Source organism: Halomonas sp. ALS9, from assembly GCF_001651035.1.
Lineage (GTDB): Bacteria > Pseudomonadota > Gammaproteobacteria > Pseudomonadales > Halomonadaceae > Vreelandella.
The window spans coordinates 35,372-50,256 of record NZ_LXRG01000110.1 but is presented as its reverse complement, the minus strand read 5'-3'; the positions used below and the strand labels follow the sequence as shown (position 1 = coordinate 50,256).

The 14,885-nt window shown below is 58.8% G+C and carries 28 protein-coding genes; 26 read left to right on the top strand and 2 right to left on the bottom strand.

Annotated elements, in window-relative coordinates:
* The first annotated feature begins 44 nt into the window (after nt 1-44).
* The 22 genes from A6R74_RS08435 to A6R74_RS08335 all read left to right on the top strand — a co-directional run bounded on the left by A6R74_RS08435 (nt 45) and on the right by A6R74_RS08335 (nt 10,941).
* Nucleotides 45-1,094 (top strand): phage major capsid protein, P2 family, encoded by a 1,050-nt coding sequence (locus A6R74_RS08435; RefSeq protein WP_064234084.1) that lies wholly within the window; start codon nt 45-47, stop codon nt 1,092-1,094.
* Between the two features lie 9 nt (nt 1,095-1,103).
* A complete protein-coding gene (gene gpM, locus A6R74_RS08430) occupies nt 1,104-1,784 on the top strand; it encodes a phage terminase small subunit (RefSeq protein ID WP_064234083.1) in 681 nt (226 codons plus the stop codon).
* Nucleotides 1,785-1,886: 102 nt separating this feature from the next.
* Nucleotides 1,887-2,348 (top strand): head completion/stabilization protein, encoded by a 462-nt coding sequence (locus A6R74_RS08425; RefSeq protein WP_064234082.1) that lies wholly within the window; start codon nt 1,887-1,889, stop codon nt 2,346-2,348.
* Nucleotides 2,345-2,557: a tail protein X gene (locus tag A6R74_RS08420; RefSeq protein ID WP_064234081.1), complete on the top strand. Its 213-nt coding sequence runs from the start codon at nt 2,345-2,347 to the stop codon at nt 2,555-2,557. The genes A6R74_RS08425 and A6R74_RS08420 overlap by 4 nt, the downstream gene beginning before the upstream one ends.
* 7 nt (nt 2,558-2,564) lie before the next feature.
* On the top strand, nt 2,565-2,768 hold the full coding sequence (locus A6R74_RS08415) for a hypothetical protein (RefSeq protein ID WP_064234080.1): 204 nt from the start codon (nt 2,565-2,567) through the stop codon (nt 2,766-2,768).
* Nucleotides 2,758-3,243: a lysozyme gene (locus tag A6R74_RS08410; RefSeq protein WP_082906633.1), complete on the top strand. Its 486-nt coding sequence runs from the start codon at nt 2,758-2,760 to the stop codon at nt 3,241-3,243. The genes A6R74_RS08415 and A6R74_RS08410 overlap by 11 nt, the downstream gene beginning before the upstream one ends.
* Nucleotides 3,240-3,662 carry an Rz-like lysis system protein LysB gene (gene lysB, locus A6R74_RS08405; protein ID WP_064234078.1) on the top strand — a complete coding sequence of 141 codons (423 nt, stop codon included), beginning with the start codon at nt 3,240-3,242 and terminating at the stop codon, nt 3,660-3,662. The genes A6R74_RS08410 and lysB overlap by 4 nt, the downstream gene beginning before the upstream one ends.
* Complete coding sequence (lysC, locus tag A6R74_RS23585) at nt 3,565-3,777, top strand: Rz1-like lysis system protein LysC (protein ID WP_353047668.1); 213 nt, start codon at nt 3,565-3,567, stop codon at nt 3,775-3,777. Before lysB ends, lysC begins: the two co-directional genes overlap by 98 nt.
* The gene (locus tag A6R74_RS08400) at nt 3,774-4,268 is read left to right on the top strand and encodes a phage tail protein (RefSeq protein ID WP_064234077.1); all 495 of its coding nucleotides are present in this window, start codon (nt 3,774-3,776) and stop codon (nt 4,266-4,268) included. The genes lysC and A6R74_RS08400 overlap by 4 nt, the downstream gene beginning before the upstream one ends.
* Complete coding sequence (locus A6R74_RS08395; RefSeq protein WP_064234076.1) at nt 4,265-4,720, top strand: phage virion morphogenesis protein; 456 nt, start codon at nt 4,265-4,267, stop codon at nt 4,718-4,720. The genes A6R74_RS08400 and A6R74_RS08395 overlap by 4 nt, the downstream gene beginning before the upstream one ends.
* Nucleotides 4,721-4,798: 78 nt before the next feature.
* On the top strand, nt 4,799-5,275 hold the full coding sequence (locus A6R74_RS08390) for a phage baseplate assembly protein V (protein WP_064234075.1): 477 nt from the start codon (nt 4,799-4,801) through the stop codon (nt 5,273-5,275).
* Between the two features lie 23 nt (nt 5,276-5,298).
* Entirely contained in the window at nt 5,299-5,679 is a 381-nt protein-coding gene (locus A6R74_RS08385; protein ID WP_064234074.1) for a hypothetical protein, read from the top strand.
* A 10-nt stretch (nt 5,680-5,689) separates the two neighbouring features.
* Complete coding sequence (locus tag A6R74_RS08380) at nt 5,690-5,965, top strand: PAAR domain-containing protein (protein ID WP_064234073.1); 276 nt, start codon at nt 5,690-5,692, stop codon at nt 5,963-5,965.
* A gap of 2 nt (nt 5,966-5,967) precedes the next feature.
* Nucleotides 5,968-6,306: a GPW/gp25 family protein gene (locus tag A6R74_RS08375; protein WP_064234072.1), complete on the top strand. Its 339-nt coding sequence runs from the start codon at nt 5,968-5,970 to the stop codon at nt 6,304-6,306.
* On the top strand, nt 6,303-7,202 hold the full coding sequence (locus A6R74_RS08370; RefSeq protein ID WP_064234071.1) for a baseplate assembly protein: 900 nt from the start codon (nt 6,303-6,305) through the stop codon (nt 7,200-7,202). Before A6R74_RS08375 ends, A6R74_RS08370 begins: the two co-directional genes overlap by 4 nt.
* On the top strand, nt 7,199-8,149 hold the full coding sequence (locus A6R74_RS08365; RefSeq protein WP_064234070.1) for a phage tail protein I: 951 nt from the start codon (nt 7,199-7,201) through the stop codon (nt 8,147-8,149). Before A6R74_RS08370 ends, A6R74_RS08365 begins: the two co-directional genes overlap by 4 nt.
* Entirely contained in the window at nt 8,146-8,673 is a 528-nt protein-coding gene (locus A6R74_RS08360; RefSeq protein WP_064234069.1) for a phage tail-collar fiber domain-containing protein, read from the top strand. Before A6R74_RS08365 ends, A6R74_RS08360 begins: the two co-directional genes overlap by 4 nt.
* Complete coding sequence (locus A6R74_RS08355; RefSeq protein ID WP_064234068.1) at nt 8,670-9,029, top strand: hypothetical protein; 360 nt, start codon at nt 8,670-8,672, stop codon at nt 9,027-9,029. Before A6R74_RS08360 ends, A6R74_RS08355 begins: the two co-directional genes overlap by 4 nt.
* Entirely contained in the window at nt 9,022-9,276 is a 255-nt protein-coding gene (locus tag A6R74_RS08350) for a hypothetical protein (protein WP_064234067.1), read from the top strand. Before A6R74_RS08355 ends, A6R74_RS08350 begins: the two co-directional genes overlap by 8 nt.
* On the top strand, nt 9,273-9,647 hold the full coding sequence (locus A6R74_RS08345) for a hypothetical protein (protein ID WP_064234066.1): 375 nt from the start codon (nt 9,273-9,275) through the stop codon (nt 9,645-9,647). Before A6R74_RS08350 ends, A6R74_RS08345 begins: the two co-directional genes overlap by 4 nt.
* Nucleotides 9,644-10,441, top strand: a complete 798-nt coding sequence (locus tag A6R74_RS08340) for a hypothetical protein (RefSeq protein ID WP_064234065.1) — start codon at nt 9,644-9,646, stop codon at nt 10,439-10,441. Before A6R74_RS08345 ends, A6R74_RS08340 begins: the two co-directional genes overlap by 4 nt.
* Nucleotides 10,442-10,458: 17 nt before the next feature.
* Entirely contained in the window at nt 10,459-10,941 is a 483-nt protein-coding gene (locus tag A6R74_RS08335) for a hypothetical protein (RefSeq protein WP_064234064.1), read from the top strand.
* A gap of 73 nt (nt 10,942-11,014) precedes the next feature.
* Here A6R74_RS08335 and A6R74_RS08330 read toward each other — a convergent pair whose 3' ends face one another.
* Entirely contained in the window at nt 11,015-11,287 is a 273-nt protein-coding gene (locus tag A6R74_RS08330; protein ID WP_064234063.1) for a hypothetical protein, read from the bottom strand.
* A gap of 274 nt (nt 11,288-11,561) precedes the next feature.
* On the bottom strand, nt 11,562-12,455 hold the full coding sequence (locus tag A6R74_RS08325; RefSeq protein WP_125410292.1) for a hypothetical protein: 894 nt from the start codon (nt 12,453-12,455) through the stop codon (nt 11,562-11,564).
* A gap of 128 nt (nt 12,456-12,583) precedes the next feature.
* On the opposite strand from A6R74_RS08325, the gene A6R74_RS08320 reads away from it, so the two are divergent.
* From A6R74_RS08320 to A6R74_RS08305, 4 genes are all read left to right on the top strand, one after another.
* The gene (locus tag A6R74_RS08320) at nt 12,584-13,756 is read left to right on the top strand and encodes a phage tail sheath protein (protein WP_064234061.1); all 1,173 of its coding nucleotides are present in this window, start codon (nt 12,584-12,586) and stop codon (nt 13,754-13,756) included.
* Between the two features lie 15 nt (nt 13,757-13,771).
* A complete protein-coding gene (locus A6R74_RS08315) occupies nt 13,772-14,278 on the top strand; it encodes a phage major tail tube protein (protein ID WP_064234060.1) in 507 nt (168 codons plus the stop codon).
* Between the two features lie 82 nt (nt 14,279-14,360).
* The gene (locus tag A6R74_RS08310) at nt 14,361-14,711 is read left to right on the top strand and encodes a phage tail assembly protein (protein WP_082906632.1); all 351 of its coding nucleotides are present in this window, start codon (nt 14,361-14,363) and stop codon (nt 14,709-14,711) included.
* A 26-nt stretch (nt 14,712-14,737) separates the two neighbouring features.
* Nucleotides 14,738-14,875 (top strand): GpE family phage tail protein, encoded by a 138-nt coding sequence (locus A6R74_RS08305; RefSeq protein WP_064234059.1) that lies wholly within the window; start codon nt 14,738-14,740, stop codon nt 14,873-14,875.
* The last annotated feature ends 10 nt before the right edge of the window (nt 14,876-14,885 follow it).

Here is a 14,885-nt window from a genome sequence, read left to right as displayed (position 1 = left end):
GCCAGTAGAAACCAGGGCCACCGCCACCACTTCAAGGAACCCCAATGCGCAACGATACCCGTAAAGCCTTTAACGCCTTCAAAACTCGCTTAGCCCAGCTAAACGGCGTCGACAACACTGGCGAGCAGTTCAACGTCGAGCCAAGCGTCCAGCAAACGCTGGAAAGCAAGATGCAGGAAACCAGCGCCTTCCTGGGTCAAATCAACGTTATTGGCGTGGATGAGATCAAAGGCCAGAAAGTCGGCCTGGGCGTCTCCGGCCCCATCGCCGGGCGCACCAACGTCGACGAAAAAGACCGCAGCACCCGCGACGTGACCGAGCTTAGCGATACCACTTACGAATGTGTCAGCACCGAATTCGATACTCACATTCGCTGGGCACAGCTGGACGCCTGGTCACGCTTCCCGGATTTTCAGGCACGTATCCGCAACGCCATCATCAAACGCCAGGCGTTGGATCGCATCATGGTCGGCTTTAACGGCACCAGTGCCGCCGTGGAAACCGACCCCGTTGCTAATCCGCTGCTTCAAGACGTCAACAAGGGCTGGCTGCAGAAGTATCGCGAACACGCCCCCGCCCGCGTACTAAAAGAAGGTAAGACAGCGGGAAAAATTGTTATCGACAAGAGAAAGCTTGAAGACGGCGATGGCAAGGTCATTGGTATAAAGGGCGACTATGCGAATCTGGATGCCTTAGTAACAGATGTGATCAACGAAATGATCGACCCCTGGTACCGGGAAGACACCGCCCTGGTGGCCATCATGGGCCGCAAAATGCTGGCCGACAAATACTTCCCCATGATCCAAGAGTTCGCCGAAACGCCCAGCGAAGCCCGCGACCTGGACATGATGGTCAGCCAAAAGCGCGTCGGTGGCCTGCAAGCCGTGCGCGCCCCCTTCGTGCCCGACGGCTCCCTGCTAGTGACCTCTCTGGACAACCTTTCCCTGTACTGGCAGTTGGGCAGCCGCCGCCGTCATGTCATCGACAACCCCAAGCGCAACCGCATCGAAAACTACGAATCCAGCAACGACGCCTATGTGGTTGAGGATTACGGCTTCGGCTGCCTGGTCGAAAACATCGAATTTGCAGAATAAGGGGAACCGATGAAAAGCCCAGCCCGAAAGCATTTTGAGCAAGTGTCCGCCGCGAAAGCGGCGGGCGCTGCCACCCCCGGCCAACAGCAGGCAGGCGAGCAGTACGAGCTCCACGCCCGCGCGCTCTATGAAGCCACCCGCACGCTGAAAAGCATTAAATCGATCCAGGCCAAAATCGAGAAAAAGCGCGAGCTGCTGCCGGAATTTCTGCCCTACATCGACGGCGTACTAAGCGAAGGCAACGGCGCCAAAGACGATGTGCTGATGACCATGATGGTCTGGTGCATCGACGTGGGGGATTTTGAAAAAGCCCTAGCGATTGGCGCCTATGCCGTGAAACACAACATCGACACCCCCGACCGCTACGCCCGGGACACCGTCAGCATCCTCGCCGAAGAGATCGCTGAAGGCGTCAAAAGCGCCCTGGCCAAGGAAGGTGCCGATGCCGACGCCCTGGCCAACGTCATGGCCCGCGCCGCCGCCATTGTCGATGGCCACGATATGCACGATGAGATCAAAGCCAAGCTACACAAGGCCTATGGCTACGCCCTGCGCGCCGCCGAAGATCCCCAAAGCGCGCTGGCCCAGCTCAAAGAAGCGTTAGCCCTGGATGAACGCATTGGCGTGAAGCAAGACATCCAGCAACTGGAACGCCTGATCAAAAAACAGGGCGACCAGGCCACCGCCTGATCGCCAACCGAGTCGCACCCCGACGGCAAGGGGGCACTGCTGAGCAAGGGCTTTTAGCCTCGCGCAAAGCAGTCCACCCCCTTCTTAAATACGGCAGCCACCATGATCGGATACGGCACCAATTCCCCCAGCCCCACGCTGGAAACCATCATCAACAACGGCTTCTGGCCGGATATCGACCCCAACGACTTCCGCGAAGAGGAGCGCGTGCACAACGTCACGCCGCCGCGCATCCGGCAATCACTGCGCGCCGCCGTGGCCGATGTTAACCGCCAGTTGGCCAACTACCAGCACGCCCACCAGCAGGCGGGCCGCATGGCCTGCGATGCCATACCGCCGGAACCCTGGCAATCGCCCGGTGATATCCAGTTGCTTTACACGCGTGCCGTGTATGCCCAAGCCCAAGCGGATCTTTTGGAGCGCTACCGCGACGCCTCCGCCACCGGCAAAGGCGACGAACGCGGTGAAGCCAAAGACCTGGCCGCCGACGACTATCGCGCCGATGCCCGCTGGGCCATCGCTGAATTAGTCGGCCGCCAACACACCACGGTCGAGCTGATATGAAGCGCGTGGCCCACGCCCACCAGGGCGAAACCCTCGACGCCCTGCTCTACCGCGTCTACGGCAAAACCGCCGATATCACCGAGCAGGCGCTGCAGCTAAACCCACACCTGGTGAATCAGGGGCCAGTCCTGCGCGAAGGCACTCCGGTCACGTTACCGCCACCGCCCGACGCCCGCGCAACCCAACCGCCACTCCAACTTTGGAACTGAGGAGCTCATGAGCCACCCGTATGAAATCACCACTGAGGGCGTCAAAGTCGCCCCGCCGGCCGTCGTCTCGCTGCTGCACATGGGCGGCATGACACCCGCCGACTGGGTCACGGTGCTAACGCTGCTCTACTTGGCGCTGCAAATCGGCTTGCTGCTGCCGCGCTACCTAACCCGCCTACGGGCCTACTGGAGGCGTCGCCGTGAGTCTTAAACGCCGCATGGCCATTGGAGCCACCGCCGGGACGCTCAGCATTGCCACCGCCGTGGTCTCCTACTACGAAGGGTATGAACCCACCGCCTACCGCGACCCGGTCGGCATCGCCACTATCTGCTATGGCCACACCGCCACGGCGCGCATGGGACAAACGCTTAGTCAGGCGCAATGCACCCAACTGCTACAGGCGGATCTAGGCACTGCCTTTGCCGCCGTGGATCGCCGCGCCCAGGTCGAATTGCCGCCGCCCACACGGGCCGCGCTGGCTTCGTTTGTTTACAACGTAGGGGAAGGCGCCTTCGCCCGCTCCACCCTGCTGCGCAAACTCAACGCTGGCGACCTACGCGGCGCCTGCCACGAGCTAAGCCGCTGGGTATACGCCGGGGGCAGGCAGCTAAACGGTCTGATCAAACGCCGCGCCACGGAACGTGAATTGTGCCTGGAAGGCATCAAAGAGGAAGCCACCCCATGAACCGCCTGCTCGCCGCCCTGGCCATTCTGCTGCTGGTGGTGCTGGTCACCTGGGCGCTGTGGCAACGCAGCACCGCTGCGGATGCCCGCGCCGAATTGGCCGAACAGCAGCTGGCTGAATCTCACTACCGGGAACAGAAAAGCCTGGTGATTATCGACGCGCTTTGGGAGAACGCCCGCCGCCTGGAAGCCCAGCGCCGCGCCCTGGCAGAACAGCAGGCCGTACTTAGCCACACCGCCGCCAACCGCCTGGCCACCATTGAGGAACTCCACCGTGAAAATGCCACGCTACGCAATTGGGCCAACACTCGTCTGCCTAGCGCTGTTATCCGGCTGCGCAAGCGCCCCGCCGTCACCGGTGCCCGTGATTACGATCAATCAGTGCGCGACACCCAGCCCCTGCAGCCTGCCCGCGAGTAACCCGCACACCAACGGCGAACTGCACCTGCAGCTGGAGCGCACCGAAGCCGCCTGGGCACAGTGCGCCGCCGAAGTGGATGCCATCATCATTTGCCACCAGGAAGGCTCACAATGATCAAATTACAGCACCTAAGGGCGCATTTAATCGCTAGTGTCCCTAAATTGGCACGTAACCCCGAACAGCTTCACACCTTCGTGAACGACGGCAAGATCAAGTTCGCCAGGGGCCAGAACCTGAGCCACCAATACACCGTCGACGCCCACATCATCATCACCGACTACAGTGGCTCACTCGATACCGTGATGGTGCCGTTGCTCCAGTGGCTCAACAGCTACCAACCAGATCTCGATCCCGACGAAGCCGTCCAGCTGGAAGCCGAGATCCTCAATAACACCAGTTGGGATTTGGCCATCACCGTGCGCCTAACCGAGCGCGTCGTTGCCAAGGTGAATTGTGAAACCGGCCGCATAGACTCAGAACACCGCATGCCGGAATACCCCATTGACGCCTGCCCGGCGAAAAGCTGGCAGCTGTACGTCAAAGGCCCAAGCGATGCAGAACACCAGCTCAAAAGCCAATGGCAAAGCCCAGGCGGCGGCGAATGAGCGACGACCTCCAACAGCTGGAAAGCTGGCTAACGCCGCTGATCAATAAGCTCAGCCCCAAAGAGCGCCGCGTACTGGCAAGGGAAGTCGCGCGGGATCTGCGTATCGCCAACCGCAACCGCATCAAAGCGCAAACCAACCCCGACGGTACGCCCTATGAACCGCGCACCCAACTACGCGGCCGCAGCGGAGCCATCCGCCGCAAAGCGATGTTCACCAAACTGCGCACCGCTAAATACCTCAAGATCAAAACCAACGCCGACGAAGCCTCCGTGGGGTTTATAGGCCACATCAACCGCATCGCCCGCGTACACCACTACGGCCTGCGCGACCGCGTCGAGAAAGGCGGCCCACAACACCAATACGCCCGCCGGGAGCTAGTGGGTATTACCCCGGCCGACAGCGAACGCATCGCCGACAGCGTGCTCAACCACCTCACGCCGCCCACCTAAACACCGTCACTTGTCCTAGCCACCCCGCACAACGCCCGCCGCTACCCATCCGCGCGTAACGCTTCCACCATTGGCGGCATGAACAACGTCGCCGAACTTAAACGCCTTATCGCCAACCTGATTCGCATCGGCACCATCGCCGAGGTGGATTATGGCAATCCCGATGCCGTGCCGCCGGTACCGCCCCGCGTGCGGGTCGATATTGGCGAGATCACCACCGGCTGGCTGCACTGGATCGAAAGCCGCGCGGGTACCACACGCACCTGGTGCCCACCCACTGTCGATGAGCAGGCCATCGTTATTTCTCCCGGTGGGGATCTCAATGCAGGCGTGGTACTTACCGGCCTGTTTCGTGGCCTACACCCCGCCCCCAGCGACAACGGCGACCACTTCCACGCCGTGATGCCCGACGGCGCGGTCATCGACTACCACCACGTTGAGCATCATTTGAAGGTCAATATCCCCGGCGATATCACCATCAACGCCACCGGTGAGATACGCATTACCGCCAGCGGCGATATGCACCTTAAAGGCCGCAACATCTACGAAAACTGAGTTAATAACAACCAGGGGGATGCATGGAATCCAGCACGAGCAGCGAAGGCGCTATCGACTACAGCAGCCACTTTGACCAGATGATTGCCGTCGGCAAACAGATACATGAAGAGCTAACGCTGATTCGTGAAGCGTTTTACACCCAAGCGCCCAAAGAAAGCGGCGTTGAGCCGGAAGGCGAAAAGCCAAGCCTTGGCCTGCTCGTTGAACAGCAGTTCCAGTTGAAGCAGGTGGCCCAGCAGCTGTTTGAGCACGCCACCAATGATCAGCTCGGTATTCATACAAGGCCCAAGCCCCCAGGCGATGGCGGCCTAAGCCGCGCCGCCATGCTTAACGCGCTCAAGCAATCGGAACAGCTCGACAACGTCCGCGTGGAAATGACTAACCCCACGCCGATGCCCTAGGAGAACGCCCATGCCCGCGGCTACCCGCCAAGGCGATATATGTACCGGCCACGGCTCGTGCTCACCACGGCCGTCGGTATCAGGCTCGCCCAATGTGTTTGTGAACCGCATCCCCAGCCACCGGGTGGCCGATGCCTGGGCGCGTCACTGCTCCCATGAATCGGTCTTGGCAGCGGGCTCCAAAACGGTATTCGTCAACGGCCGCCCCAAGGGCCGCGTGAGCGACCCAGTCGCTTGCGGTTCGCTGGTGGCCACCGGCTCGCCCAATGTGTTTGTAGGGGGCTAACCATGGCAGGCATGCGCACCTCAAACGGCCACTTGGTCAGCGGGCTGGCCCATATCCAGCAAAGCATCCGCGACATTCTCACCACGCCCATTGGCACCCGCGTGATGCGCCGGGAGTACGGCTCCTTGCTGCCGGAACTGATCGATCAGCCGCTTAACGACACCACCTTGCTGCAAGCCTACGCCGCCAGCGTGATGGCCATTACCCGCTGGGAGCCCCGGGTGCGGGTGCTGCGCGTTAACCGCCAGTTAGATGCCAGCCAGCACGGCCGCGCCTGGCTGGAAATTGACGCCCAAACCCACGACGGACAGCGCTTCCATGTGGAGGTACCGTTCACATGAGCACCCCCATCGACCTCTCCCAGATCACCCCGCCGGATGTGATTGAGCCGCTGGATTTTGAAGCGCTGCTTAGCGAGCGCAAAGCGCGCCTGTTGGAACTCACCCCCAGCGACGAACGGGAAGAATTAGCCAACACCCTCGCCCTTGAAAGCGAACCGCTCACCAAGCTGCTGCAGGAAAACGCCTACCGTGAACTGCTGCTGCGCGAACGCATCAACGACGCCGCGCGCGCCGTGATGCTGGCCTACGCTGCCGGGGGCGACCTTGACCAAATGGGCGCTAATTTCCAAGTCACCCGCTTGATGCTCGACCCCGGCGACCCCAACGCCGTGCCGCCGGTACCGCCCACGTTTGAGCACGACCGCGACTTTCGCGCCCGTATCCAGCTCGCCTTCGAAGGGCTATCCGTTGCCGGGCCGGTAGGCGCTTACCAATTCCACGCCGCGGCCGCCCACCCCGATGTGCGCGATGTGGCGGTGGAAAGTCCCGAACCGGTGGATGTGGTGCTGACCGTGCTATCGCGCCAAAACGACGGCATCGCCACACCTGAACTGCTCAACACCGTGCGCGACTACCTGGAACCCTTCCGGCCGCTGACCGACCGGCTCACCCTGCAGCCCGCCGACCGGGTCGACTACACCATCAACGCCACGCTGACCCTGCGCCCCGGCCCCGATGCCGAACTGGTGATCGAGGAAGCGCGCCGAGAACTCAACACCTACACCGACGCCCGCTACAAGCTGGGCACCTGGGTGACCCGTTCCGGCATTAGCGCCGCACTTACCGTGCAAGGGGTGGAAAACGTCACCCTGCGCAACTGGCAGGATCTACGCAGCCAACCACACCAAGCGCCCCGCTGCACCGCGATTCACATCACCACGGAGCGGCTGCCATGATCCACCTGTTACCGCCCAACCGTAGCCCGCTGGAAGCCCGCGTTGCCGCCTCGCACCCGCTGGCCCTGTCGGTACCGCTGCGCACGCTATGGAACCCGGCCACCTGCCCGGCGGAGCTGCTGCCGTTTCTGGCCTGGGCGTTTTCGGTGGATGTCTGGGAAGCCGACTGGCCAGAAGCCACCAAGCGCGCCGTGATCGCCGAAAGCTTTGCCGTACACCGCATCAAGGGCACCCGCTTAGCGGTGGAAAAAGCCCTGGCCGCCATGGGCATTAAAGTCACCCTAACCGAATGGTTTGAACAACAGCCCACCACCCGGCCCGGCACCTTCCGCGCCCGGCTGCACCTGAACGATAACCGCGAGATCGCCGACCAGCTCAGCGGCAGCTTTTACCAGCAGATTCACCACGCCATTCAAAGCGCCAAGAACCTGCGCAGCCACTATATGTTCGATCTTTCCGCTGACTTCGGCCCTGGCCGTGTTGGCGTGGCCAGCGCCCAGCGTGCCGCCGGTTTAGCCCGCAACGATGCCCGCCCAACCCAACCGCCACTTGAGATCGCCGCCGACGTGGCCGTGACGTCAATTCATCAGGCCGGTGGATTGACTCGCCGCGCGGCACAGGCAACGGCTGACGCCACGCTTTCACCAGCATGGCTCGCCATTATCAGCGCCTACCGCGGGCTTGCCGTCACTCGTCGGCTCATGGCCAACGCACCCGATACCGACCTGCCTGATTCTGTGGCCCAAGCCAACCTACCGGCGGCATCGCTGTTAGTCGCCGGTGCCTATCGCGGGCTTGCCGTCACTCGTCGGCTTATGGCCAACGCACCCGATACCGTCCTGCCCGATTCTGTGGCCCAGGCCAACCTCCCGGCAGCATCGTTGCTCGTCGCCGGTGCCTGTCGCGGATTTGCCGTTACTCATCACACCATGGAGAGCACCACATGACAGCGCTGGTACCCGTGATTACCACGGCGGGCCTCGCCGCCGTATTCAATGCCGAAAGCGATGGCCTGGCCGCACGTATTACGCATATCGCCATCGGCGACAACGCCCGCAACCCCAGCAAGAACGAATTCAAGCTGGTCAACGAACGCAGGCGGGTCAGCATCGCCGATGGCCAACGCGTCAGCGCCCACCAAATCCACCTCACCGGCGTGGTCGATGGCGATGGCCCCGAGTTCTGGGTGCATGAAGTGGGCTTCTTTCTGGAAGACGGCACCCTGCTCGCGGTCTGGTCTGACACCCAGCCGCTGGCCTACATCTCCAACGCGGTACCGCTGCTGCTGGCATTCGATTTACGCCTGGACGCCCTGCCCGCTGAATCCGTCACCGTGGAAGGCACCGGCGCGAACCTGTCGCTGGCCGCTTGGGGCGAACAGTACACCGCCAACGCGGCGGCCATCGTCGACAACATGGCACGCCAGGTGGATCTGCTGTTCCGCGTGAATGAGTTAGAGAAACGCCCATGAACACCCAGGCCCCCACGCTTTCCCTGGTCGCCGGTACCACCTACCGCTTTAGCGCGACCTGGGCCAGCGACGCCCCCAACGCCGCGCCGGTAGATCTCACCGGCTGCGAAGCGAGTTTCGTGGTGGCCACCACCCAGGGCGCCCCGCTGCTCAGCTGTGAAACCGGTAACGGCATTGAGCTGGCCCCCGAGCAAGGCGGCATCAATGTGCATATCCGCCCCGCGCAAACGGCGGGCGCCGTATCACCTGAGTGGTCAGGTGCCCGCTATGAACTGCGCGTCACCTTCCCAAACGGCGACGTATTCAGCCTGCTGCGCGGCCACTTCCAGCTAACGCCGGGGGTACTTCATGAGTAATGCCACTCGCTTAACCGTCCAAATGCCCGCGCGCTCGGTAACCGTGCACCTACCCGCACCGCCGCGCTTTCAGGTTATCAGCCACGGCACCCAAGGCCCGCCCGGCACGCTCTCGCCGGAGATCCTCGCCCAAGTGGAGGAAGCCCGCCACGCCACCCAGCAGCTCGGCAGCATGATGGCCGCGCTCACCGACGCCATTAGCCACCACGGCGGCATGATCGCCGCCCAGGAGGACGCCACCCCATGAGCTTTGATGAAAACCTGATCGCCCTACGCCAAGCGGTGACCCATACGTTAGGGGTAATCGACGGCAAGCTGCGCAACAAGGCCAATAAAGCCGACGTGCCCACCACGGCGCAAATCGACCAGCGCATACAAACGCTGATCGGCAGCGCCCCGGAAACCCTGGACACCCTCGCCGAGCTGGCCGAAGCCCTGGGCAACAACCCCAACTTCGCCACCACCATCACCGAAGAGCTGGCCAAGAAGGCCACCAAGGCCCAGGTGGGCGACATCGAAACCCAGTTCGGCGAAGCCCTCACCGCCTTAACCGACGCCTTCACCCAAGGCGCCGCCACCATCCAAAACAGCACCACCACAGACCAGGAGGCCACATGAGCCTAGAAAGCCAAATCACCGCGCTGGTTAACGCCGCGAACAATCTCACCAGTGAAGTCGCTAATAAGGTTAAAGGGATTGACGCCGCAGTATTAGCAGCAGTTAAGGCTATTCCTAATTTATCGAAAGATTTTTACGTTTCCCCAGATGGCAGTGACGGGAACGCGGGAACCTTTGAAAGCCCACTCTTAACAGTTGGAGAAGCGGTAGCCAGAACACCAGAGTCGGGCTCGTGCTCCATACACCTTAAGCCGGGTGCTATTCATGAGTTTGGTGATGAGCGTCAGTTTTTTGGAGTAAAGAATATTACTTTGAGAACGCCTGACATGCTGAACGATGCGAAAGCGACCGTGTATTTCAAAACATTTATTAGCTCAGACGGCGGATCAGAGGTTCTTGGGCTGCGCTGCTCTCATTCGTGCCGACTATCGCTATTTAATGTAAATGTGGTCACGCCATCCCTGGAAGCTGGTACCACATATTACCGGCCTTCCCCTAATGGCATTTTAGCGCACAACCACTTTAGCGGTGACGGCAGAGAGCTCCTGATATCACTGTATCGTTCCAAAGCAGAGGTAAAGGATCATCCTCTTGTTTCTAGTAGCGGTTTCTTGAGCGTAGCCCTAGCTAACTCACAAGTTGATGTCGCTGCCCTAGCAGGCTTCGTCTTTAATGCCAGCACTTATAATATTTCTAGAACTGCCACAACGGTTACGGGCGTTAATAGCTTTTCTGATCTTTTTAAGGATCTAGATAGCGTTGCTCCTAACTACGTTTCAAACACAACTATCTAACCAAGAGGTAAATAACAATGCTGATTAGCTCAGTTAAGCATGATGGAAAGATATTCGTATCCACTAGCGATGCTGAATTGAAGGCTGCCGGTGTTCCTCTTGGCGTGGTTGTTGATGCGGCTCAAGCCCAACTAGGCCGCAAAATCGACACCGCCGCAGGCAACGCCCGCGCCGCCTTCGTCAGCCCCGGCAGCTACATCGACCAGGAATACCTGCTGGCCAAGCAGGAAGCCAGCGAGTGGTTGGCAAGCGGCAAGGATGAAGCGGCAATTCCTTCCAGCGTGCAGGATCACATCGATATGTTTGGGGTCAGCGCCGAAGCCGCCGCCCAGGAGATCGTCGCCACCGCTGAAGCGTGGGAAACCGCCCTGCGCGATATCCGCAACCTGCGTCTGGGCGGCAAAGCCGCCGTGCAACGCGCTGACACCATCGAAGCCAAAGAAGAGGCCGCCCAGCAAGCCATCGAGCAGCTCAACCGCTACCGGCCGCCGGAGGTATAAACGCATAGCCAGAACGAATGAAGCCCGCCAATTGGCGGGCTTCTTACTGTTCAATATGTAACTTATATTGGGATCATTGCTGAGAAAATAGGATCTCGGCAGTACGTTTCTCGGGGAGCTTGAGAAGATCATCTACATGAAATGCGTCTGCAGGTAGCAACATCCACTGAGGTTTTCCAAAGGTTTGAGGGTAGCCGATACCGTCATCTTCATACCAACGGCAAGCAGTCGCCAGCTTCTCTCGGTTCCCTTCCCAGTAACCAGTCGCGATCGCAAAGCCACCTTCAGAATTCTCTTTTTTATAAATCAATTCAACCACTTCGAACTTGCTCGTGCTTTTTAACATGACTGTTTCCTTTAACAACTGTGTTAAACGGTATTGGAAGGCTTACGGCTACTGATGCCGTCTCGCCGAGCAAAACATTACCTTAATACTCAGCATCGCGCTAGGCGGAAAAGCGGCGGTGCAGCGGGCGGAAACGTTGGAGGAGGCTAATGAAGCGGCTCAGTAGGCACTTAAACTACTCAATAACTACAAGCCTTCTGTACCTTGAGTATTAGCACCTGTAACATCAAGCCCACTGGAGTGGGCTTGATGTTTTTCATTCGATACAATGTTATCAAACCTTTACTCTAGATTTTTCACCTATATCATACCACCTCGATAAAATACCATCCTCTTTTGTACTAATCATACTTGAAACAAAAATTTCATCGGATTTAATCAAAGCAAACTTTTCTCTTTCTTCATCGCTCATTTTACACCCCATCATATATGCATGATAGCAATCAATAAAACGCTTATTTCTTATTATTTCAGAGTCAAAGTAATAATAAAGATATTTATCTTGTGAGATCATATCCGAACAAAAATCAACCACATCTTTAGGCCCTTTCATTACATAATTAATAATTTCATTGATTGCTCTATCATGCACATCATAAAGATTATCAATTACTTTCACACTCTCAAGATCATAAAACAAAGCCCCAATCTTTAAAGAATCAAAAGACACTTCCTCTTTAATGTCTGAATCCTTTATTTTGAAATTTGATGCATACACACCTTCTATACTTCTTAAAAGCAAATGAGACTTACTGTTATTGTTTTTAATTATCTCTGGAAAAATATTTACCGCTCTCAATTGAGACAGATTCACTTTACTATCTTCAACCTGATAGCTAAGCAATAATATTTGCTTTTCTTGACTATCTAACAAGTCCTTCTGCTGTCCCAGTGTCTTTACAAAGGCAAACAACGTAGCCACTACCGCCGCCACTCCGACCGTGCCCGAGAGATAGGTTGCAAAGTTAGCCCAGTCCTCTGGCTTAGGGGATGGTTCACTTATTCCAACCCAGCCCATATAAAAACAGATTGCCACTATAGAAACTACAACGACCCCGACTATCAAACACTTGTTGGTATTATCTCTTTTTTTTGGTGTAGCGCCTTGAGCCTCTTGTGCGCCTTTTTTTGATTGACTCAAACCGGGAACTCCCTGATTAATTTTCATTAAGTGAGCCATTCTGCACTGTCCCCCACCTCCCGCACAACGCCCGCCACTACCCTCCCGCGCGAAGCCTGCCCACCATAGCAGCACACCTCAACAGAACCCCGCTTGAACCTGCGCAGGAGACAAGCATGGCCCAGGATTACCATCACGGCGTCCGCGTCGTCGAAATCAACGAAGGCACTCGCCCCATCCGCACCGTGGCCACCGCCGTTATCGGCTTGGTGGCTACTGGCCCGGAGGCGGACGCCGAACGCTTTCCCCTCGATACGCCGGTGCTGGTCACCGACATCTACAGCGCCATTGGCGCGGCAGGCACCACCGGCACCCTGGCCCGCTCGCTGCGCGCCATTGTCGAAGAAACCCGCGCCCTGTGCGTGGTGGTGCGCGTGGCCGAAGGCGAGGACGAAGCCGAAACCACCGCCAATATCATCGGCAGCGTGACCGCCACCGGTCAGAAAACCGGCATTCAAGCGCTGCTCGCCGCCGAACAGCGCTTTGGTGTGAAACCGCGCATTCTCGGCGTGCCGGAGCTGGATAACGAAAACGTCGCCAGTGCCCTGGTCAGCATCGCCATCAAGCTACGCGCCTTCGCCTACGTATCTGCTTACGGCTGCGAAACCAAAGAAGAAGCGGTGATGTACCGGGAGAACTTCGGCGAGCGGGAAGCCATGGTGATCTGGCCCAACTTCCAAAACTTCGACGTTAACGCCCAGGAAAGCCGCCCGCTCTCCGCCGTCGCCAAAGCCCTTGGCCACCGCGCCCGCTTGGATAACGACATCGGCTGGCACAAAACCCTTTCCAACATGCCCGTGAACAGCGTCACCGGCATTACCCACGATGTGTTCTGGGATCTCCAAGATCCCGCCACCGATGCCGGTTACCTCAACGCCGCCGAAGTCACCACGCTCATCAACAAATCAGGCTTCCGCTTCTGGGGCTCGCGCACCTGCACCATCGACCCGCTGTTCGCCTTTGAGTCCTACACCCGCACCGCCCAGGTGCTCGCCGACACCATCGCCGAAGCCCACCTATGGGCGGTGGACAAGCCCATGCACCCCAGCCTGGTGCGCGACATTATCGAAGGCATCAATGCCAAGTTCCGCGAGCTGACGCGCAAGGGCTACATCCTCGGCGGGGAAGCGTGGTTCGATCCAGAGCTGAACAGTAAGGAAGTGCTGAAAAGCGGCAAGCTCTACATCGACTACGACTACACCCCGGTGCCGCCGCTGGAAAATCTCATGCTGCAGCAGCGCATTACCGACCGCTATCTGGTCGATTTTGCCGACCGCATCAACGCCTAACAGGAGCAAGCAAAAATGTTACCCCACATCCTCAAAGACTTTAATTTGTTCGGCGACGGCAACAACTGGCAGGGCCAGATTCCCGAACTCACCCTGCCTGAGCTGGCCCGCCGCATGGTCGAGTACGAAGGCGGCGGCATGGAAGGCCCGATTGAAGTCGATCAAGGCAACGAACTGCAAACCTTCGAATGGGTCGCGGGCGGCATGATTGTCGATATCTACGAAAGCTACGGCAGCCCCATCCACGACGCCGCCATGCTGCGCATGACCGGCTCTTACGAATCCGACGAAGACGGCAACATCATCCCTGTCGAGATCGTCATGCGCGGCCGCCACAAAACCATCGCCATGGGCGACGCCAGCAAAGGCGATAACAACCAGATCAGCGTTACCACCACCCTGAGCTACTTCAAGTTAATGGTCGATGGCGAAGAGGTCATCGAACGCGACGTGCCCGGCTTCATCTTCAAGGTACGCGGTAAGGATCGCTTGGCAGAGCGCCGCGCCGCCCTTGGGGTGTAATCAGCCCGGCAACTTCCCACCCACGGCCACCCCGGTGGCCACGGCCACCCCGGTGGCCACACCCAACACTTAGGAACATATCATGATCGACAAGACTGAAAGCCAAACAGCAGAAACCACCGACACCCAGACAGTCACCGCCCCAGGCGTACCCACCGAAGTGGTCGAGCTGGAAACCCCGCTACAGCGTGGCAAAACATTGGTGAATGAAATCACCGTGCGCAAACCCATGAGCGGCGGTATGCGCGGCGTCTCCCTGGTCGACATCATGAACCTGGACGTGGCCGCCCTTACCAAAGTCATGCCCCGCATTACCACCCCCGCGCTGACAGAAGCCGAACTCAAAACCATGGATATCGTTGACCTGGTGCAACTCGGCACGGCGCTGAACGGTTTTTTAACTCCAAAGAAATTCAAGGACATCGAAGCCTAGCGTTAGCCGAGTTTGTGGAAGACGCCATGGCCGATCTAGCCATGGTCTTCCACTGGGAACCCAGCGCGATGGACGGCATGGAGCTGGAAGAACTCATGCAATGGCGCGAGCGCGCCCGCAAACGCCACGAAGGCAGCAAGCCAAACGGTAAACGCAGCAAATAGGAAAAAAGCC